18 protein-coding genes are annotated in these 18,686 nt (G+C 66.0%); 6 read left to right on the plus strand and 12 right to left on the minus strand.

The features are described 5' to 3' along the window. Window positions 1–85 precede the first annotated feature (85 nt). From U5775_RS24145 to U5775_RS24160, 4 genes are all read right to left on the minus strand, one after another. The gene (locus U5775_RS24145) at window positions 86–1,414 is read right to left on the minus strand and encodes an MFS transporter (protein WP_322060619.1); all 1,329 of its coding nucleotides are present in this window, start codon (window positions 1,412–1,414) and stop codon (window positions 86–88) included. 61 nt (window positions 1,415–1,475) lie between these two features. Continuing rightward, window positions 1,476–2,699, minus strand: a complete 1,224-nt coding sequence (gene tcuB, locus U5775_RS24150; RefSeq protein ID WP_322060620.1) for a tricarballylate utilization 4Fe-4S protein TcuB — start codon at window positions 2,697–2,699, stop codon at window positions 1,476–1,478. Then, window positions 2,686–4,113, minus strand: a complete 1,428-nt coding sequence (gene tcuA, locus U5775_RS24155) for an FAD-dependent tricarballylate dehydrogenase TcuA (protein ID WP_322060621.1) — start codon at window positions 4,111–4,113, stop codon at window positions 2,686–2,688. The genes tcuB and tcuA overlap by 14 nt, the downstream gene beginning before the upstream one ends. 74 nt (window positions 4,114–4,187) lie before the next feature. After that, window positions 4,188–5,129, minus strand: a complete 942-nt coding sequence (locus U5775_RS24160; RefSeq protein WP_322060622.1) for a LysR family transcriptional regulator — start codon at window positions 5,127–5,129, stop codon at window positions 4,188–4,190. A 257-nt stretch (window positions 5,130–5,386) separates the two neighbouring features. On the opposite strand from U5775_RS24160, the gene U5775_RS24165 reads away from it, so the two are divergent. Together U5775_RS24165 and U5775_RS24170 are read left to right on the plus strand one after the other, a co-directional pair. After that, window positions 5,387–6,445, plus strand: coding sequence for a porin (locus U5775_RS24165; protein WP_322060623.1), 1,059 nt, complete (start codon window positions 5,387–5,389; stop codon window positions 6,443–6,445). Between the two features lie 137 nt (window positions 6,446–6,582). Further along, window positions 6,583–7,248 carry a GntR family transcriptional regulator gene (locus U5775_RS24170; RefSeq protein ID WP_322060711.1) on the plus strand — a complete coding sequence of 222 codons (666 nt, stop codon included), beginning with the start codon at window positions 6,583–6,585 and terminating at the stop codon, window positions 7,246–7,248. 60 nt (window positions 7,249–7,308) lie between these two features. Here the strand turns inward: U5775_RS24170 and U5775_RS24175 are convergent, their stop codons facing one another. From U5775_RS24175 to U5775_RS24210, 8 genes are all read right to left on the minus strand, one after another. After that, complete coding sequence (locus tag U5775_RS24175; protein WP_322060624.1) at window positions 7,309–8,496, minus strand: porin; 1,188 nt, start codon at window positions 8,494–8,496, stop codon at window positions 7,309–7,311. A 21-nt stretch (window positions 8,497–8,517) separates the two neighbouring features. Then, window positions 8,518–9,081, minus strand: coding sequence for a flavin reductase family protein (locus U5775_RS24180; protein WP_322060625.1), 564 nt, complete (start codon window positions 9,079–9,081; stop codon window positions 8,518–8,520). 58 nt (window positions 9,082–9,139) lie between these two features. After that, window positions 9,140–9,814 (minus strand): 4-carboxy-4-hydroxy-2-oxoadipate aldolase/oxaloacetate decarboxylase, encoded by a 675-nt coding sequence (locus tag U5775_RS24185; RefSeq protein ID WP_322060626.1) that lies wholly within the window; start codon window positions 9,812–9,814, stop codon window positions 9,140–9,142. Continuing rightward, complete coding sequence (locus U5775_RS24190) at window positions 9,811–10,497, minus strand: RraA family protein (RefSeq protein ID WP_322060627.1); 687 nt, start codon at window positions 10,495–10,497, stop codon at window positions 9,811–9,813. Before U5775_RS24190 ends, U5775_RS24185 begins: the two co-directional genes overlap by 4 nt. Window positions 10,498–10,500: 3 nt before the next feature. Next, on the minus strand, window positions 10,501–11,163 hold the full coding sequence (locus U5775_RS24195) for an RraA family protein (protein WP_322060628.1): 663 nt from the start codon (window positions 11,161–11,163) through the stop codon (window positions 10,501–10,503). A 16-nt stretch (window positions 11,164–11,179) separates the two neighbouring features. Next, window positions 11,180–12,184, minus strand: coding sequence for a protocatechuate 3,4-dioxygenase (locus U5775_RS24200; protein ID WP_322060629.1), 1,005 nt, complete (start codon window positions 12,182–12,184; stop codon window positions 11,180–11,182). 25 nt (window positions 12,185–12,209) lie between these two features. Beyond that, window positions 12,210–13,223 (minus strand): amidohydrolase family protein, encoded by a 1,014-nt coding sequence (locus tag U5775_RS24205; RefSeq protein WP_322060630.1) that lies wholly within the window; start codon window positions 13,221–13,223, stop codon window positions 12,210–12,212. A 121-nt stretch (window positions 13,224–13,344) separates the two neighbouring features. Then, entirely contained in the window at window positions 13,345–14,307 is a 963-nt protein-coding gene (locus U5775_RS24210; RefSeq protein ID WP_322060631.1) for a PDR/VanB family oxidoreductase, read from the minus strand. Window positions 14,308–14,521: 214 nt separating this feature from the next. On the opposite strand from U5775_RS24210, the gene U5775_RS24215 reads away from it, so the two are divergent. The 4 genes from U5775_RS24215 to U5775_RS24230 all read left to right on the plus strand — a co-directional run bounded on the left by U5775_RS24215 (window position 14,522) and on the right by U5775_RS24230 (window position 18,684). Further along, the gene (locus U5775_RS24215) at window positions 14,522–15,661 is read left to right on the plus strand and encodes a glycosyl hydrolase (protein WP_322060632.1); all 1,140 of its coding nucleotides are present in this window, start codon (window positions 14,522–14,524) and stop codon (window positions 15,659–15,661) included. Window positions 15,662–15,791: 130 nt separating this feature from the next. Beyond that, a complete protein-coding gene (locus U5775_RS24220) occupies window positions 15,792–17,009 on the plus strand; it encodes an acyl-CoA dehydrogenase family protein (RefSeq protein ID WP_322060633.1) in 1,218 nt (405 codons plus the stop codon). Window positions 17,010–17,022: 13 nt separating this feature from the next. Next, window positions 17,023–17,361: a hypothetical protein gene (locus U5775_RS24225; RefSeq protein ID WP_322060634.1), complete on the plus strand. Its 339-nt coding sequence runs from the start codon at window positions 17,023–17,025 to the stop codon at window positions 17,359–17,361. Between the two features lie 69 nt (window positions 17,362–17,430). Then, window positions 17,431–18,684: a Rieske 2Fe-2S domain-containing protein gene (locus tag U5775_RS24230; protein ID WP_322060635.1), complete on the plus strand. Its 1,254-nt coding sequence runs from the start codon at window positions 17,431–17,433 to the stop codon at window positions 18,682–18,684. The last annotated feature ends 2 nt before the right edge of the window (window positions 18,685–18,686 follow it).

The raw sequence follows: 18,686 nt of genomic DNA on the forward strand, positions 1-18,686 counted from the left end.
CGTGTCTTGCGAAACGGGCCGCCCGAAACCGGGCGGACGCCCGTTAGGCCGGCCCGTTGGGCCGATATCCTGGGGAGTGACAGCATCAAGTCCCGTCGATCGCATGTCGGGCTGCGCGCCGGGCGGTATCGCTTCGCCGGTATAGCGCGAGTGTGGCGGCCAGTCCGCAGACGGCCGCGAAGCTGAGCCAGTAGCCCGGCGCGGCCTTGTCGCCGGTCGCTTCGATCAGATAAGTCGAGACGGCCGGCGTAAAGCCTCCAAACACTGCGGTCGCCAGGCTGAACGCGAGCGAGAAGCCCGCAACGCGCACCTCGACGGGCATGATCTCCGCGAGCGCCGCGACCATCGCGCCGTTGTACATCCCGAAGAAGAACGAGAGCCAGAGCAGCACGGCGAGCATACGCCCAAAGCTCGGCGCGGCGCAGAGCCAGTGGAGCGCCGGATACGAGGTGCAGATGGCCAGCACCGGGATGGCGATCAATATCGGCTTGCGTCCGACGCGATCGGAAAGTGCACCGCCGATCGGCAGCCAGAGAAAGTTCGAGAAGCCTACGCAGACCGTTACGATCAGGCTGTCTGCAGTACTGAGTTTCAGGACGGTTTTTCCGAACGTCGGCGTGTAGACGGTGATGAGGTAGAAGGTAGTCGTTGTCATCGCAACTAGCAGCATGCCCGCGAATACCGCCCGCCAGTTTTTCAGCGTCGCGTTCCAGATTTCGCGCGTGCCGGGATGGCGCGGCCTGGCTTCGAATTCCGCGGTTTCCTTGAGGGTTCGCCGCAGCAGGAAGATGACCGGCACGATCGCGCAGCCGACGAAGAAGGGGATGCGCCATCCCCAGGCACCAATCTCCTGCGTCGTCAGCCAGTGATTGAGCAGGTAGCCGAGCGCCGCGGCGACGACAATCGCCACCTGCTGGCTCGCCGATTGCCAGCTCGTATAGAAGCCCCTGTGCCCAGGCGTCGCCATTTCCGCGAGGTACACGGAGACGCCGCCCAGTTCCGCGCCGGCCGAGAAACCCTGCAGCAATCGCCCGAGCAGCACGAGGGCGGGCGCGAGCAGGCCGATCGTGTCGTAGGCGGGCACGCAGGCGATCAGGATGGTCCCGCTCGCCATGATGGTGAGCGTGACGATCAGCCCTTTGCGGCGGCCCACTTCGTCGATATACGCACCGAGAACGATGGCGCCGAGCGGTCGCATGAGGAAGCCCGCGCCGAACACGGCGAAGGTCAGCATCAGCGAAGCGAACTCGCTGCTCGACGGAAAGAAGATGCGCGAGATATAGGTCGCGTAGAAACCGAAGAGGAAAAAATCGAACTGTTCGAGAAAGTTTCCGCTGGTCACGCGAACGACCGCGCCGAATGTCGACGATCTCGTGTGAGTCCCGCTTCGCGCGGCGGGCGTTGACGAATGCATGTTGTGTCTCCGTGGACTTCTTTATGGAACCGCAAGGCGGGGATGCCAGGCGCCTGGGCGCTCAATCCGGGCCGGTTTGCAGTCTGTTCGCCTGACGCTTTTCGATCGACGATTTGAGCAATGCCGCGCAGCGGTAGATGCCGTGTGCGAACTTGCCGTAAGGCAGCGTGGCGAAAAGCGCCAGGACCACGCCGAGGTGCACGGCGAGCAGCCACGCCATTGCCGGAGTGTCACGCCACGTGAGGAGGCTCAGGCCAGTGGCGCTCGTGAGCAGCAGGAGCGCGATGAACCCCCGGTCCATGGGGCGCTGCTTGGGATCGCCATGATCCGGATGGCGGCGCAGATTGAGCCAGAGCAGTCCCGCCGGTCCAATCAGCAAGCCGATGCCGCCTGCCGTACCGAGCAGCACCGGCAAGCTGAGGAACGGGTACGGGGCGCGCAGTTGCAGCACGTAGTCGTAGATCGTCGCAACGGCAGTGGCCGCGAAGCACAGCATAAAGCCATAGAACGTGAAGTGATGGAAGCGGCGCCGCGCGAGCGTGAACGCGTCGTTCGATTCGTTGCAGCCGTCGCCATGTCCGCCGTCGAGATAGGTCAGCGCAAGCGCGTGCTTCGTCGCTTCGGCGAGCGCGGGCGCACTCGGTGCACTGGGAGTGCCCGCCGACAAGTCGCGCCAGAACCGCGTCACGCCAACACCCAGCGCCAGCACCGCGAATCCGAAAACGGCGCCGAACATCGTCGCGAGCCAGTCGTGCGGAAACACGGCGTAGAAGTTGCCGCCCAGCGACTTGGCGAGCAGCGAGCCCTTCAGTGCGATGCCGAGCAGCAGGAACACCGCCAGCCCGACGGCGAGCGCGAGCGCGACGGTCAATCCGTTGCGCTTGTAGAGCACGCCCATCGCGGGAGGCCATGCGTACTCGGCGTAGGTTTCGGCGCGTACCTGGGCCATCGCTTTGGGGACATTCACGGCGAATTCGTGAGGCGGCGCGTACTGGCATGCGTGATAGCACGCACCGCAGTTGTGGCAGAGATTGGCGAGATAATTGACGTCCGCCTTGGCGAACTCGAGGCGCCGCGTCATCGCGGGAAAGACCGCGCAGAATCCTTCGCAGTAGCGGCACGCGTTGCATATCTGCATTTGACGTGCGACTTCGGCTTCGTTGGACGTGAGCGGAAGCACGCGGATGACGGCGGTTTCGGGCGCGCTCGTGAACGTACGACGAGAGGGGGACGAAGGCGAGGCGAGTTCCTGCGCCTCGCGAGTCAGTGCTTCAAGCTTGTGCACGTTGAGCTCCATGTGGTCGGGTGGCGGCCTGTGCGGTTTGCGCGGCCTTTGCGGCCTGGGTGCCGGCGATGCGTCCGAACGCAGTGCCGATCGACATGCCGACGCCCGCGGTATAGCCCTTGCCGAGCACGTTGCCGGCCATCATTTCTCCCGCCACGAAGAGGTTTTGGCTCGGCTGCCCGCTGAAATGCACTTGCGCCTTGTCGTTGACCTTGAGCCCGAGATAGGTGAACGTGATGCCCGGCCGCAGCGCGTAGCCATAGAAGGGCGGCGTATCGATGGGACGCGCCCAGTGGGTTTTCGCCGGGGTGAGCTGTTCGGTGTGGCAGTCGTCGAGCGCGGTGTGATCGAATGTGCCGATCCGGCACGCGGCGTTGTAGCCGGTGATCGTCTCGACGAACGTGGCCTCGGGCAGGTTCAGCCGTCGCGCGAGTTCCGGCAGCGAATCGGCTTTTTCGCCCGGGAAAACGGGCGGCATGAAGCGGCCGATCGCCTTGGAGTCGATGATCGAATAGCCGGTTTGTCCCGGCTGCCGGGCGACGAGCCGCCCCCAGATCGCATAGCGCTTCGGCCAGAAGTCTTCGCCCTCGTCGTAGAAGCGCCGGGCGTCGCGATTCACGACCACGCCGAGCGACACGCAGTCGATCCGCGTGCAGATCCCGCCGTCGTAGAGGGGCGCACGCGCGTCGATGGCCACGCAATGCGATTGCGACGGATCGCCGATGGCATCCGCGCCCGCGTCGATCATGTGCTTGAGCAGCACGCCCTGGTTGAAGCGCGTGCCGCGAATGAGGAAGTTGTCGGCCGGCCATTCGCCGCGCTCGTTTTGCCCCCACGCTTCACGCAGCCATGCGCGGTTCGATTCGAATCCGCCCGCGGCGAGCACGCAGGCGCGTGCTTCGAAGCGTTGCGCTCCGCTGCGCGCGGCGACGAAACGGGAACCATCGAGTTCGATCGAATCGACGGGGGTGTCGTAGCGGATCTGTACGCCGAGCGCCTGCGCACTACGGTAGTAGGCGTTGACGAGCGCTTTGCCGCCCCCCATGAAGAACGCGTTGGTGCGGGCCACGTGGAGGGCGCCGGATAGCGGCGGCTGGAAGCGCACGCCATGCTTTTGCATCCACGGCCGGCAATGCGACGAGGCGCGGATCACGAGCCGCGCGAGCGCTTCGTTCGTGATGCCGCCCGTCACCTTCAGCAGATCCTGCCAGTACTCTTCTTCGGGATAGGCGTCGACCAGAACGTCTTGCGGTGCGTCGTGCATGCAGCGCAGATTGCGGGTGTGCTGGGAATTTCCGCCGCGCCATTCGCGCGGCGCCGATTCGAGCAGGAGGACCGAGGCGCCAGCTTCGCGCGCCATCAACGCGGCGCACAGCGCGGCATTGCCTCCACCGATAACGAGAACGTCGACCATCTGAGTTGTCTCCTTTGAGACGCACTCTATAGAGCGACAGCCGGCGCCGCCATCAGGGAGGCGGCAAGAGGTCTTCAGGTTTTGTGAAGGGGCGCCTCGCGCAGTGTGGCGCCGGGCCAGCGGCCGGCACGCACGATTTCGCGCGCGACATCGGCCAGCACGACGCGGGCGGCCAGTCCCGCAGGCGAAAGTTCGTCGTCCGATACGCTCACGATCAGGTTGGGTCTCGAGGCTTCTTTGTCCGCGATGCGCACGCTTTGGAGTGCCTGGTTTTCCGGTCTCGCGAGCGGCGCGCCGGGCTGGATGGTGGCGCCCAGACCGCCGCGCACGGCGTCCATCAGCAAGGCAAGGCCATCGAGCTCGGCGGCGATGCACGGCCGGTAGCTGGTGCGCTTGAACACGGCATCCAGCAAGGAGCGCAGGCCATGCGATCCGCTTGGCAGGATCAGCGGAAGTTCGCCGAGTCTGGAGATACGCACCTGGGAGCCATCAGGCATGCCTGGCAGGGCGGGAGCGCCGATCACAAAAAGACGCTCGTCGAGCAGGGGCATTGCGCTCCAGCGCTGCGCGGGCTCCTCGTGGAACAGGATCGCGAGGTCGATTTGCCGTGCACCGAGCATCGGCGCCAGGTATCCGGACAGGCTTTCCACGATGCGCAGCCGCACGTCGGGATAGCGCTCGCGCATGGCTTTCATGAAGGACAGGCCCAGCACGCCCGCGGTGCTCGGCGCCAGCCCGACGCTCACGTGACCCGAGAGGCGAGCCTGACGGGCCGCGTGGGCCGCGTCGTCGATATGACGCAGCGCCAGTTGCGCCTGGCGCCAGAACGCGAGTCCGGCATCCGTGGGAACGACGCCCCCGGAGGTGCGTTGCAGCAGACGGGTCGAAAGCTCGCTTTCCAGCCGGCTGATCTGCTGACTCAATGCCGAGGTCACCACGCCAAGGTCCAGCGCGGCCTTGCCCATGCTGCCGTGCTCCACGACGCTCACGAAGTAGCGCAGTTGTCGAAGTTCCATTGAATGTCTCAGCGTTGAATGGGTCGATGGCGGCACGCGCCGCAATCGTATGAAGACAGGAGGGGCCGCGGCGAGCGGCGTAAACCACTACCCACGTCATTCTCCATTGACCGCCCAATCCGGATTGGCTACGATTAAAGTATTCAAAAAAGAATACTTTAGCAAAGTATGAGCCGCTGGCGTCACGGGAGCGGGCCGTCCTTTGATGGGCGTGTGGCGTCCAGTGTCCGGCAAAAATTCGGAGACAGGAGACGGAATTGCACAAGAAAATGGCGGGATGCATTATTGGCGCGCTGCTTCCCTGCGCGGCGCACGCGCAGTCGAGCGTGACGCTTTACGGCGTGGCCGATGTCTTTTACGGCTACTTCAAGAATTCGACCACGAGCGCCAGCAGTCTGAATTCCGGCGGCGCCGGCGGTTCGCGGTGGGGGCTGCGGGCGAAGGAGGATCTCGGTGGCGGGCTGTCCGCAATCGCGGTGCTCGAAAGCGGTTTCAACATCAACAACGGGACGTCGGGAGAGGGGGGCCGGCTGTTTGGCCGCCAGTCGTACGTGGGGGTCGATAGTCCCTGGGGCTCGCTGATCGCAGGGCGTCTGCAGACGGAGGGCTATACGTGGGGCGTGACGTTCGATCCCATTCTGATGGCCGCCGGATCTGTGCTGGGATCGATCACCGGAGAGGAGCCGAGGCCCTGGATCTTCAACCCCTTGCTGGACCCTGCGCGCGAGGACAACGCGGTGCAGTACGCCTCGCCCACATGGCGTGGCCTGAGCGCCACGCTGGGGTATTCGTTCGGCTCGAACGAGGGGGCCGACACCAACACGAAGTACGAGATCGGCACGCTCTGGTACACGAATGGCGGGCTGACCGCCAGTTATGGCCTGGGCCGCAGTCTAACGGTCGCGCCCGGCGCCGACAGCAATACCCTCGAACAGGCGCTCGGGGTGAAGTACGCCTTCAAGTGGGTCACGCTCTACGGCACCTATCAATGGCGCCGTAACAACCCGGGGTTCACCGACAAGGCCTGGCAAGTCGGCTTCAATGTGCCGACCGGCGTGGTCGGCGCGCTTGGGGTCGCCTATGGCGGGCTGAGCGACGAGAACGTCGCGCCGCCGGGCAACTGGAGCGTGCGCTCATTCGCGCTCAGTTATACCTACTTCCTGTCGAAATCGACGACGCTCTATGCGTTCTACAAGAAACTCCTGAATGGCGGCGTAGCGGTCCAGTCGATCTATCCGCCCGGCGGTTTGCCGCCTCCGACCATGCGCGACGAGAATGTCTCCGCCGTGGGTATCGGCATGCAGACCCGCTTCTGAGCATCGGGTGCTGCGTCGGGCCTTCCGGCGCAGCAGTGGGCGGTGCGATTCCTTGCCGGGCGTCACGCAAACGCATCCTGTCAGTCGGCAATCCAGATATAATTCCAGATTGTATAAAATTCGGACTGACGGGCATCGTGGCAACTGCAGAACTCAACGGGATCGACCTCCCCTCTCAGATCGCGGCGGAAACCCGCAAATTGATCAATCGCGGCACGCTGGCGCCGGGCCTTCAGTTGCGTCAGTCGGATCTCGCCGAGCGCTTTGGGATCAGCCGCGTGCCCGTGCGCGAGGCGCTCAAGCTGCTGGCGGCGGAAGGCATCATCGAGCACGACGCGAATCGCGGTTTCTTCGTCGCGCAACTCTCGAGCGACGAAGCGCGGCAACTCTATCGCATGCGCCATCTGCTGGAAGCCGAACTGCTTGCCACCGTCGTTTGGCCCACTCAGGCGCATCTGAAGCTGCTCGAGGCGATGGTGGAGGAACTGAACCAGTTGCTCGCCACGGGTGCGCGCGACGCCTGGATCGAGCGCCACCGGGCGTTTCACGACGCCATCTTCGACCTCTCGGAAAACAAGGTTCTCAAGCGCGAGGCGCTCAGGCTCATGCGCCTGACCGATCGCTATCGCTCCTTGGCCACGGATATCACGGCCCAGGGGGCGCACCTCGACGCGCGCATCGAAGAGCAGTTGATCAAGGCACTGGCAACGCAGAACCGGCAACTGCTGCTGGACGCCTACGACAAGGGCCGGGCCATCGTGCTCGCGGGCCTCATGGCGGTTCTGCAGGCACGCGGCGTCTGAGGGCGCGGCGGCTTCCGGCCGCGCTTGCCGCACGTGGGGCGCGCACTCGCGCCCCGCTCCTCAGAACCGGGCCAATATCCCCAACGCCACGACCGACTGAATATTGCCGGCCGCCACGGTGTTGCCGATTTCGGCCGGATAGGCGCCATTCGTGCGCTGGAACACGCCGGTCAGATAGATCGAGGTGAGCTTCGACAGCGCGTGCGTGAGTTGAATCGCAGCCTGATTGACGGTCACGTTCTTCAACTGGCTGTTGCCGTTCGAGTACGTGTACGCCACGCCCAGGTTCCAGTCGAACGTGAAGTCATAACCCACGCCCGTCGCCAGCGCGTAGATCCTCGCGCCGGTATAGGTGTTGCGCGCCTGGCTGTACATGGCGGTCAGCTTGAAGTCCGCGATTCGGGTGCGCACGCCGGCGAGCAGGTTGGCAATGCCGTCGTGACCGTCGTTCACCGGACTGAAGTTCTGCTCGGTGTAGACGATGGCGGCGCGCGTCTCCTGCGCGCGGTAGCTCAGCACGGCGCTCTTGCCCGAGCCGTTCGAAAAATCGCCGGCCATGCCGCCGAAGCTGTACATCGCGCCCACCGAAAAGCCCGCGTATTCGTCGGAGACCACCTTGATGGCGTTGGACATGCGCTCGCCGCCCACGCGGTCCCAGTTGATCGCCCCAAGGCCGGTCGGAACGCCGTTGGTGATGATCGGCGCGTAGGGGCCGTCGGCAATCGCGGCACCGATTTGCGCCGGCCCGTGCACGCCGAGCAGGTCCGCGCCGAAACTCCCGGTCCGGAAGTTCAGCATGCCGCCCGCGATGCCGGTAGCGGGATCGATGCCGCCAATCAGGAAATAATCGAAGCTGAAGTCGTTCTGCTGTCCCATCCGGATGCTGCCCATTCCAGTCTGCCGCAGACCGACCCACGCGGAGTTCTCGAACAACGCGCCATGCGATTGCGGAGAGAGACTGCCGTTGCTCAGGCCGATCATCGAGTCGAGGCTGAAATTGGCGCTCAGGCCGCTTCCAAGGTCATCGTTGCCGCGAAAGAAGATCTTGGTGGGGAAGATGGCGGAGTCCTGCATCTGGACGAGGCGCGAGCCGTTCGAATCGCGATAGCCCGCGACGCTTTCGTCCAGAAATCCTCCGATGGTGAACGTCGATTGCGCATGCGCCGCCGAACTGGTTCCGGCGATGGCGCCCGCTACGATCAGTACGCGCGCAAGCGGTTGTCTGCGCCACGTGCTTTGATGAAACATGGTGTCTCCTCACGGTGTCTTTTACTTCGTTTTTTGTCTGGACTCGTCGGGATCCCAGTTCGAGATCCAGAGGAGATCGGCAACCGGCATCGTCTGAGCCGAGGCAAACGAGCCGTACCCGCCCTGCGCATAAAGCAACGGCGCCCGATCCGGGTGCTCGATCCGGACGGCGCGGATGGCGCCGAACAACACGAGGTGCGTGCCCGCTTCGATGACGCGATCGACATGGCAGTCGAAGCTGGCCAGCGCGTTCGCGAGCACGGGTGCGCCCGTGCCGGGCGTGCTCCACCGGCCTTCGGCGAATTTGTCCTCGGGCGCGAGCGGACTGGCGAAGCGGTTTGCGAGCGCCGTGCTTTCCTTGCCGAGCACGTTCACCGCGAAACGCCCCGCGTCGCGGATCGCACCGGACGACGCGCTGCTGCGGTTCACACAGACCAGCAAGGTGGGCGGCTCCGCGCTCACCGAGCAAACGGCGGTCGCGGTCAGTCCACTGCGCTGGCCGTCGCCGGAGCAGGTGGTGACGAGGCAGACGTGCCCTGTGAGGCAGCGCATGGCCGCCTTGAATTGCGTGATGTCGATGGTCATGGTCGGAGCCGGCTTCACCCGATGCGGTGCGTCCGGCGAGCCTCGGTGCGGTGTGAGGTCATTCCCAGCCGAAAATGCCGAGCGTCGTTTCACCCGCCTTGAGGCGGCGAAGCTGATCGGCTTCGGCAGCCTCGCGCGCGTGGCCCGCGTCGATCGCGCGGGCGGCTTCGTGGCGCGCGACGCACACCACGCCGTCGTCGTCGCCGACGATCAGATCGCCTGCGTGCACGGTGACGTTGCCGAAGCGCGTCGGCGCGTTGATCCAGCCTCGCGCGCCGAAGTCCTTGCCCGTGCCCTGAATCGACAGGCCGCGCGCGAAGACCGGAAAGCCGATCTGTTCGAGCAGCGAGCGGTCGCGCACGCAGCCGTCGATCACGAGTCCGCCGAGCTGGCGCACCTGGCTTGCCGTCGACATGACCTCGCCCCAGTAGCCGTATTCGTAGGCATCGCCCACCGAGACGACGAGCACGTCGCCCGGTTGTGCGGCGTAGATGGCGCGGTGCAGCCAGAGGTTGTCGCCGCCGGGCGCGTGCACCGTGACAGCCGGTCCGCCAATCCGGAAGCCCGGCGCGACCGGCTTGATCGCCGCGGGCAGGGCGCCGCGCTTGCCCGCCGCTTCGTGCAGCGTGGCGCTGGGCAGTGCGCGGGCGGCCTCGACGACGGCCGCGGCCACGCGCGGAATATCGAGCCGGGTCGTCTCCGCGGGATCGAAACGCAGGCTGGCGGCGCTCATGCGACCTCTCCTTGCACGCCTTGCTCGCGCGTCTGCAACTGGTGGTACTTGTGCTGGTGGCGCGCCTCGTCGAGACGCATGCCCGACGCCACTGCCGCGCGAATCGCTTCTTCGGCTGCCTCGATCTCCTCGGCAACGGCGAGAATGCGCGCTTCGTGCTCGCGCGGAATCGCCACGAGTCCATCGGCGTCGCCGCGCAGCAGGTCGCCGGGCGCCACGCGCACGTCGCCGATATTGACCGGCACGTTCACGCCTTCGACCTGCACGCGGTCCTTGCCGGTGCGCATCCAGTGATCGCGCGAATACACGGGATAGCCGAGCGACAGGCAAAGCTGCACGTCGCGATTGATGCCGTCGATCACCGTGCCGGCCAGGCCCCGGCGATGCGCGATCTCGGTCATGATGTCGCCCCAGACGGTGGCGTCGGTGCGGCCGCCGTTGTCGAGCACGATCACCGCGCCGGGCGGCACGTCGTCGATGAAGTCGCCCACGGTGCCGGGCGGCGTGGCAGCCGGACCGTAGAGCACCGTGAAGGCGCGGCCCGCCATCCGGAATGCGCTGTCGCGCGGCTTGATCGAACGGCACTGCCCGTTGATCCCGAGGCGGTCCATTGCGTCGCTGAGTGTCGCGGTGTCGAGCCGCGCGGCGCGCGCAACGTTCTGGTCTTGCTGGAGCGTTTCCATGGTTCAGTCCTTGAGCATGAATTCGTAGTTGCCGCCCATGACCTGGCTCATGGGCGTATGCGCGAGCACGGCCTTGGCCATGCGGGCTTCGCGCGCGACGATGGCTTCCGCGCTCGCCAGCACGCGTTCGATGTCGGCGGCGCGGATAAAGATGACGGCGCTGCGGTCGGCCACGACGTAGTCGCCCGCGTCGACCGCCACGCCGAAGGCTTCGATCGGCACGTTGGTCGCCTTCTCGACAATGCGGCCGCGCGCGGTGCGTGCCGTGAAGGCGTTGGCGAAGAGCGCGAACTGCATCTCGCGGGCTTCGTCGATGTCGCGCACGGGGCCGTCCGCGATCACGCCGGCGATGCCCTTGACCTTCGCGCCGAGCGACAGCAGGCCGCCCCAGCTACCCGCTTCGATGCCGGTGCGCTGCTCGACGACGATCACGTCGTCCGGTCCGCCGAGTTCGATGGCCGTCGTGCCGAGATGGCGCGGTTCGCCCGGCGCGGGCGCGCCGGTGCCGAGCTTGACCGTGATGACGCGGCCCGCCACGCGCTTGTCGCCCGCGGCTTGCTGCACGCCGCTGACCACGCCGCCGAGCCCCAGTTTGTCGAGCGCGTCGGAGACGGCGCAGCAGTCGAGCCGGCGCAGGCGCCGGACGATTTCGCTTTCTTGTGTCATGGACGGGTCTCCTCGATCAGCATGGCTGTTGCGGCCGCCAGCACGCGAAGCCCATGGCATTGCCGGTGCCGGCTTCGGTGCGGTAGCAGGGGATGTAATCGACGCGTTCCATGTCGAAGCCGAGTTCGTCCATGGCGCCGGCGACCGGTATCCAGTTCTTGATCTCCGACGTGCCGGCCTGGAAGATGGCTTCGCCCATGGCCTCGATGGGCGCGGGATCGTGGGCCTGCATGGCGTTCAGAATCGTGTGGTCCACCCGTTCGTCGATGACGAAGTGGGTGAGGCCGCCCGAGGCGATCAGCGCCACGCGCTTGTCGCTTTCCCAGGACGCGATGGCGCGCACGAGCGCTCGACCGAATGCATAGCAGCGGCTGACGGTCGGCTGGTTCGGGGGATAGAAGGTGTTCACCAGCACCGGCACGGTCGGTATCACGCGGTCTTTCATCAGCTGGCGGAACACGAAGCCGAACGCGTGCGGCGTTTCCGTTTCGGAGAGCCGCTTGAGGGCGGCCACGTCGAACTGCCCGGCGATCGTCGATTCGATGATGTGGCGCGCGAGGGCGGGCACGCCGTCATAGCTCGCGGCGGCCGGCATGTAGCCGGGCATCGCGTGCGCCACGCCGGGTGGCAGCGCGGCGAGCTTCTGCTCGCTGATCATGTTGTTGACGATGGTTTCGCCCCACATGACGCTGAATGCCGGCACGCAGGTGTCGTCGAAAATCTCCATCTGATCGTTGCCGACGATGACGGCGATGTCAGGACGCGCGTCGGCCAGGATTTGCGACATGCGCTCGATCGCCGCGAGGCAGGCGGCGTGACGGGTGGCCCACGTCTCGGGCGTGATTTGCTCGCGCAGGTTTTCGGCGCGGCGGTATTCGACGAGCTCGTCGAACTGCCACTGCCGGCCTTCGAAATGGTGCGTGCTGCGCCGGTCGTCGGGCACGCGCGAGCCCCACGTATGCGGCGGCGTGACGAGCATGGGGCCGTGCGACGTGCCCATGCCCAATACGATCTTCGCCATCGATATGCTCCAGTTGGCGGACCGCTCAGCGATAAGCTGCGAGGTCGAGGTTGAACAGGTCGCGGGCGTTGCCGAAGAAGATCGCGTCCTTTTCTTCGGGCGAGAGCCAGTCGAAGCCCTGAATGAACGGTTTGATGTCGTCGAACGTCTTGCCGGTGGCGGGGTTCACGACCGAGCCCACGCCCGGGCATTCGGCGCCGAACAGGCAGCGGTCGGCGCCCACCGTCTTGATCAGCAGGCGCAGCGATTCTTCGGAGTACAGAACGGTGTCGTAGTGGAGATTGCGCATGCCGGCGAGAAAGTCGCGGCCCGCGCGCGCCGCGCCGGACTGGAAGCGGCCGATCTGGTAGGGGATCGATCCGCCGCCGTGCGACACGAGAATCTTCAGCTTCGGGAAGTCCTTGAAGACGTCGGAGTTCACGAGGCCGAACACGGCGATAGTCTCTTCGTTGATGAAGTGCACCGTGTACGGCGAGCGTGCCGAATGCGAGCCTGTCGCGTGGATATGCGCCGGCACGTCGAGTTCGCAGAGCTTCTCGTACAGCGGATACCAGTAGCGCTCGCCGAGCGCAGGCGCTTCGCTGCCGCTATTCTCGAACGGATCGGGGTTCAGCAGCACGCCGCGAAAGCCCAGTTCCTTCACGCAGCGCGTCAGCTCCGGCAGCACGTCTTCGATGGGCTCGCCCGCCACCTGAGGCAGGCCGCCGATGCCGATGAACCGCTTGGGCAGCAGCTTGACGGTGCGCGCGATGATGTTGTTCGTTTCCTCCGTGAACCAGTGCACGAGCTTGCCGGGCTTCTGGCTGTGCATCATCTGGAAGGGGCGCGGCGAGAGCAGTTGCACGGTGGTGCCGGCGCGATCGAGCATGTCGATGTGGCCGGCCGGTCCCATCTCCTTGCGATTGGCGTAGTGCAGGATTTCTTCGTCGCTGACCTCGGGCATCCTGCGGCCGTGTTCGCCGCGATGGGAAAGAATGTGCGCCTTGTAGACCCACAGCTCGGCTGGCGGGCTCACGTGGCCGTGGCAATCGATGATCATCAGATGTCTCCTTGGGAATGTCGGGGGAAATGCGCGGCCTGGCGTCCCGGCAGGCGCTTCGTGCCGCATGGCGATGGCCCGTCGCGCTTTCGAGGCGGGACGGGTGGGAAGGGCCGGGGGGCTACAGATCGAGGACCAGCCGGTCGCCCTTGCAGCCCGAGCAACAGATGATCATCGTGTTGTTGGCGGCCTTCTCCGGGTCGGAGAGGATCGCGTCGCGGTGGTCGGGCTCGCCCTCGAGCACGCGGGTTTCGCAGGCGCCGCATACGCCTTCCTCGCATGAGTACGCGACGTCGACACCGGCTTCGCGCAGCACGTTGAGAATGGTCTTGCCGCCCGGGACGGCAAACGTGCGTCCGCTGCGTTTGAGCTCCACCGTGTAGCCGCCGTCGAGCGCCGCTTCCTGCTTCGCGGTGAAGTATTCGACGTGAACCTGCGCGCGCGGCAGCGCCGCGGTCGCTGCCTCGAAGGCGGCGAGCATTGGACCCGGCCCGCAGCAGTAGAAGTGGGCGCCCGGCGGCTGCGCCTGCGCGATGGCGGCGAGGTCGAGCACGCCGCCGGCTTCGGCGTCGATGTGCAGATGCATGTCGGCGAAACTTTCCAGCTCCTCGACGAAGGCCGCGTCCACGCGCTCGCGGCACGAGTAGTAGAGCGTCATCGAGCGGCCGAGCGCCTTCAGCCGGCGCGCCATGCAGAGAATCGGCGTGATGCCGATGCCGCCGCCGATCAGGACCGTGTGCGCGGCCTGCTCGTCGAGCGGGAAGTTGTTGCGCGGCGCCTCGATCTGCACGAGATCGCCGGGGCGCAACTGCTCGTGCATGTATTGCGAGCCGCCGCGGCTTTTCGCATCGCGCTTGACCCCCACCTGATACGAACGCGGTTGCGCGCTGCCGTCGAGCAGTGAGTACTGCCGCACGAGGCCGTTGGGCAGATGCACGCCGATATGCGCGCCGGGCGCGCCGGACGGCAGCGGTGCGCCGTCCGGGCGCTCGAAGGCATAGGCCAGGGTGTCGCGCGCCAGATAGTGGATCGACGCGAGACGCAGCGTCATCAAATCGTCGGCACGGGCTTGGTGCTCATTCATGGCTGTCTCCAGTTCCAGTTGTCCGTTTCGAACCGCTTTACGCCGGCGGCCGGGTTCTTGGTTGACTCGAAATTCTTTTTTGAATATTATTTCGACTAACACGAAAAAAGTCAAAGGCTCCGAAGAAGGGAAATCCCGAGGGGCCGGAAAAGAGTCAACCGCGGTTTGGCGGAGATCGAGCCTCGCTGAGGCGCATCCACTGGAGGAGAAGGAATTGATCGCAATCCTGTCTTGTAACGGCGGCACGGTTACGCACGGCGAAGGTCCTGCCACGACGCTGCTGGTTGCGACCTTGCGGGGCATGCACGTGTTCGAGCGCGCGAGCGGCCACGAGGCATGGCGCTTGACGCGCACGGCGCTCGAGCATCTGCACGTGAGCGCGCTGCTTTATGAACCGGCGTCGAAGCTGCTGTTTGCCGGCGCGCATGGCACCGGCGGCTTGTGGGTGAGCGGCGACCTTGGCGTGACGTGGTCGCCGCGCGCCGAGGGCATCAAGAGCGCGCACATCTATACGCTGGCTGCGCAGCCGCGCGCACACGGCGTCGTGCTGTATGCGGGCACCGAGCCGTCCGCGCTGTACCGCAGCGACGACCTCGGCCGTAGCTGGACCGAAATCGCCGCGATGATGGGCGTGCCGGGCCAGGACAAGTGGACGTTTCCACCGCCGCCGCACGTCGCGCACGTGAAGAACATCGCGTTCCATCCGGACGAACCGGAAACGCTCTATGTCTGCATCGAGCAGGGCGCGCTGCTCAAGACGGTCGATGACGGCCGGACGTGGACCGAGCCGCGCAGCTACGAGTCCGAGAGCGACAAGTTCTATCACGACAACCACCGGGTGCTGATTCGCCGCTCGAATCCCGCGCAGATCTTCATGTGTGGCGGCGAAGGGCTGCACTACAGCGCGGATGCCGGCGAGAGCTGGACCCATCTCATGACGCGCGCCGACGCGATCGGCTACCCCGACGCCATGTTCATCGATCCGCGCGACGAGAACGTGCTGTACCTCGGCGGTCCCGGCAATGCGCCGCGCGAGTGGGCGGCCAGACGCAGCGCCGACGCGAAGGTGCTGCGCAGCGTCGACGCGGGCGTGAGCTGGCAACCGATCCGCAACGGCTTGCCCGACGAGATCATCGGCAACATCGAAGGCATGGGCCTTTATCACTGGGACGACCGGATCATGCTGATCGCCGGCACCGCGACCGGCGAGGTCTATGCGAGCGAAGACGACGGCGCGAGCTGGTATGCCGTCGCCACGGGGCTGCCGCCCATCTCCAAGGGCGGCCACTACCGCTGGTTCCTCGACGTGGCCGCACGCGAGAAGGTCGAGGACAGGATGCGCGCCGGCCAGTAGCGGCAAGAACCCGGCGGCCCGTGCGCACGCAAGTGCGCGCCGCCATCCGGCACAAGCAGCACCGCTGCCGTCGAAGGCGCCCGTTGCGCCGCGACGGACGGCTCTACCAAGCTCACCAAGGAGACAAACTGTGAGTACCTCCCCCGCAGCCCAACCCGCCGGTGCGCTGCCGCACCTCGCCAGCCATGAAGACGCCGTTGCGAAGGCGCGATCCCTGTACGACGTCATCCGCTCCCGCGCGGGGCGCACCGAGGCCGAACGGCTCGTGCCGGCCGAGACCATTGCCACACTGCGCGAGTCGGGCCTCTTCAATGTCGTGACGCCGAAGCTGTTCGGCGGCTCCGAGCTCGGCTTCGCGACGCTCGTGGAAGTGACCGCCGAGATCGCCTCGGCGTGCGGCTCCACCGGCTGGGTCTACGGCGTGCTCGCCGGCCATAGCTGGATGCTCAATCTCTTCCCGCTCGAAGCGCAGCGCGACGTCATGGGCGATGCGCGCACGCTGACCGCCACGGTGTTCCGGCTCGGCGGCACCGTGACCGAAGTCGAAGGCGGCTACCGCCTCGTCAACGGCGACGGACGGTTCTGCTCGGGCATCGATCACGCGCAGTGGGTGATCGTCGGCAATGCCGTGCAGCGCGAAAACGGGCCGCCCGAGCCGCGCTTCTTCGTGGTGCCGCGTTCGGACATCGAGATCGTCGACGACTGGCATACGGCCGGCATGCGCGGCACGGGCAGCCGTTCGATCCGGATTGCCGAAGCGTTCATTCCCGCTCATCGCTCGGTATCGGTGAAAGAGATGATGTCGGGACAGGCGCAGGCGGCGGGCTCGCTCAGGGCGCCGATTTACCGGATGCCCTTCCAGAACGTGACACCGTTCTCGCTGATCGGCGCGCCGCTCGGCATGGCGCGCGCCGCCATCCGTTCGTTCTCCGAAGGGCTTGCGCCGCGCCTCAAATCGTTCGACAGCGAGCAGATGGCGGAGCAGTCGGCCACGATGGCGCGGCTCGGTGTGGCGGCGGCCGAAGTCGATGCGGCATTCGCGCTGGTGCGCGAGGACGCCCGGCGCGTCGACACCGCAGACGATCCGAAGGCCATCACGGCGCTCGAATGGGCGCGCGTGCCGCGCGATTGGGCCTATGCGGCGCAGACGGCGCGCAGGGCGGTCAACAGTCTGTTCGAGGCGGCCGGCGGCACGGGCATCTACAACACGTCCGAGCTGCAGCGCGTGTGGCGCGACACGAATTCGGCGGCGCAGCACTTCGCCTTTACGTGGGATAGCGCGATGACGAACTATGGCCGCGCCGCGCTCGATCTGCCGCCGTCGAAGTTCGGCCCGAAGGGCCGCTGAGGCCGACACGGTCATGACACACCACGACACCCGCACGGATGCCGCCATGCACGCCGAAGACCTCACTTCCATCGACGACTACTCGGCCGCGACGCTGCGCGGGCTGGCCGAGCGGATCGGCTTGTCGAGCGAAGTCGAACACATGATCTACCGCGAATCGGAACTCGACGAAGTCTGGCGCCTGCTCGACGCCGACGTAGCGGGCGCCAGCCGCAACGGCCTTGGCGACGCGCCGCTGCAGCGTCTTTTGACGTTGCGCGAACTCGTCATCGAGGCCCATGACCTGATCGGCAACGACGCCGACACCGCGGGCGCCCGCGAACGGCTCGCGCGCGCCATCGCCCTGGTTTGACCGCGCTGCGCGGGGGTCTCCCCGCGGCGCTCCCCACATCCCGGATTGAATGCAGGCAAGGAGACAAACATGCTTTCTCGCGAAGACAACACCATCCTCACGCAGGTCGGCCGCGGCACGCCGACCGGCGACTTGATCCGCCGCTTCTGGATTCCGGCGCTGCTCGCCTCGGAGATCGGCGAGCCGGGCGGCAAGCCGGTGCGGCTGCGCCTGCTCGGCGAGGACCTCGTCGCGTTTCGCGACACTGACGGCAAGGTCGGCTTGCTCGACGAGCAGTGTCCGCATCGTCGCGCCTCGCTCGCGCTCGGCGACAACTCGGAAGGCGGTCTGCGCTGCCTCTATCACGGCTGGAAATTCGCCACGGACGGGACCTGTCTCGACACGCCCACCGAGCCAGCGGGCTCGGCATTCTGCTCGCGCATCCGCGCGCTGGCTTACCCCACGCGCGAGGTGGCCGGCGTGATCTGGACGTACATGGGCGATGCGGCGAATGTGCCGGCATTCCCGGAGTTCGAATTCCTCTCGTATCCGGTGGCAAACGTCGTACCGTTCAAGGTGCTCGAAGACTGCAACTACGCCCAGGCGGTGGAAGGCACCATCGACTCGGCGCACGCAGGGGTGCTGCACCGCGAGCAGCCGTGGAGCGCGCCGGCGAAGTATGACCACGAACGCGATCTGCAGCCGAAGATCGAGGTCGAGTACACGAAATATGGCCTGCGCTACGCGGGCGTGCGCAACTTCCGCGAGGAGGGCAAGCTGCACGCGCGCGTGACCGAAGTCGTGCTGCCGTTCTTCACGCTGATCCCGCCCGATGGTTTCGGTGTGCGAAAGAACCGGCGAATGGCGAACGCCTTCGTGCCGCGCGACGACGAATCGACGTGGCACATCCAGTGGTTTTTCGACGAGACGCAGCCGGTCGACGTGGCGTACCGCATCGAGGAGGGCGGCCACTGGGTCGACGAGCACTTCCGCAAGAAGCTCAATATCGACAACTGGTACGAGCAGGACCGCGAAGCCATGAAGACCGCATCGATGTCGGGCATCAAGGGCATTCTCACGCAGGATCACGCGGTCAGCGAAACGCAGGGCCGCATTCTCGACCGCACGAAAGAACATCTCGGCACCTCGGACGTGGCCGTGGTCGCCTGGCGCCGGCAGATGATCCGCACGGCAAGGGCGCTGGCCGAGCGCAACGAAATCCCGCCCGTGCTGAGTGCGCCGATTCCGTGGCAACAGATTCGCGCGGCCACGGTGATCTTCGCCAACGACCGGACCTGGAAACAGGAAGTGCCGCTCAATCCCGATGTGGCATTGACGGCCTGAGG

Source organism: Paraburkholderia sp. J63, from assembly GCF_905220245.1.
Taxonomy (GTDB): Bacteria; Pseudomonadota; Gammaproteobacteria; order Burkholderiales; family Burkholderiaceae; genus Paraburkholderia.

What these genes read in the sequence shown, in the direction of transcription:
- U5775_RS24145 (WP_322060619.1), bottom strand. Translation starts at nt 1,414, where the DNA reads ATGCATTCGTCAACGCCCGCCGCGCGAAGCGGGACTCACACGAGATCG.
- tcuA (WP_322060621.1), bottom strand. Translation starts at nt 4,113, where the DNA reads ATGGTCGACGTTCTCGTTATCGGTGGAGGCAATGCCGCGCTGTGCGCC.
- U5775_RS24160 (WP_322060622.1), bottom strand. Translation starts at nt 5,129, where the DNA reads ATGGAACTTCGACAACTGCGCTACTTCGTGAGCGTCGTGGAGCACGGC.
- U5775_RS24175 (WP_322060624.1), bottom strand. Translation starts at nt 8,496, where the DNA reads ATGTTTCATCAAAGCACGTGGCGCAGACAACCGCTTGCGCGCGTACTG.
- U5775_RS24180 (WP_322060625.1), bottom strand. Translation starts at nt 9,081, where the DNA reads ATGACCATCGACATCACGCAATTCAAGGCGGCCATGCGCTGCCTCACA.
- U5775_RS24185 (WP_322060626.1), bottom strand. Translation starts at nt 9,814, where the DNA reads ATGAGCGCCGCCAGCCTGCGTTTCGATCCCGCGGAGACGACCCGGCTC.
- U5775_RS24190 (WP_322060627.1), bottom strand. Translation starts at nt 10,497, where the DNA reads ATGGAAACGCTCCAGCAAGACCAGAACGTTGCGCGCGCCGCGCGGCTC.
- U5775_RS24195 (WP_322060628.1), bottom strand. Translation starts at nt 11,163, where the DNA reads ATGACACAAGAAAGCGAAATCGTCCGGCGCCTGCGCCGGCTCGACTGC.
- U5775_RS24200 (WP_322060629.1), bottom strand. Translation starts at nt 12,184, where the DNA reads ATGGCGAAGATCGTATTGGGCATGGGCACGTCGCACGGCCCCATGCTC.
- U5775_RS24205 (WP_322060630.1), bottom strand. Translation starts at nt 13,223, where the DNA reads ATGATCATCGATTGCCACGGCCACGTGAGCCCGCCAGCCGAGCTGTGG.
- U5775_RS24210 (WP_322060631.1), bottom strand. Translation starts at nt 14,307, where the DNA reads ATGAATGAGCACCAAGCCCGTGCCGACGATTTGATGACGCTGCGTCTC.
- U5775_RS24225 (WP_322060634.1), top strand. Translation starts at nt 17,023, where the DNA reads ATGACACACCACGACACCCGCACGGATGCCGCCATGCACGCCGAAGAC.
- U5775_RS24230 (WP_322060635.1), top strand. Translation starts at nt 17,431, where the DNA reads ATGCTTTCTCGCGAAGACAACACCATCCTCACGCAGGTCGGCCGCGGC.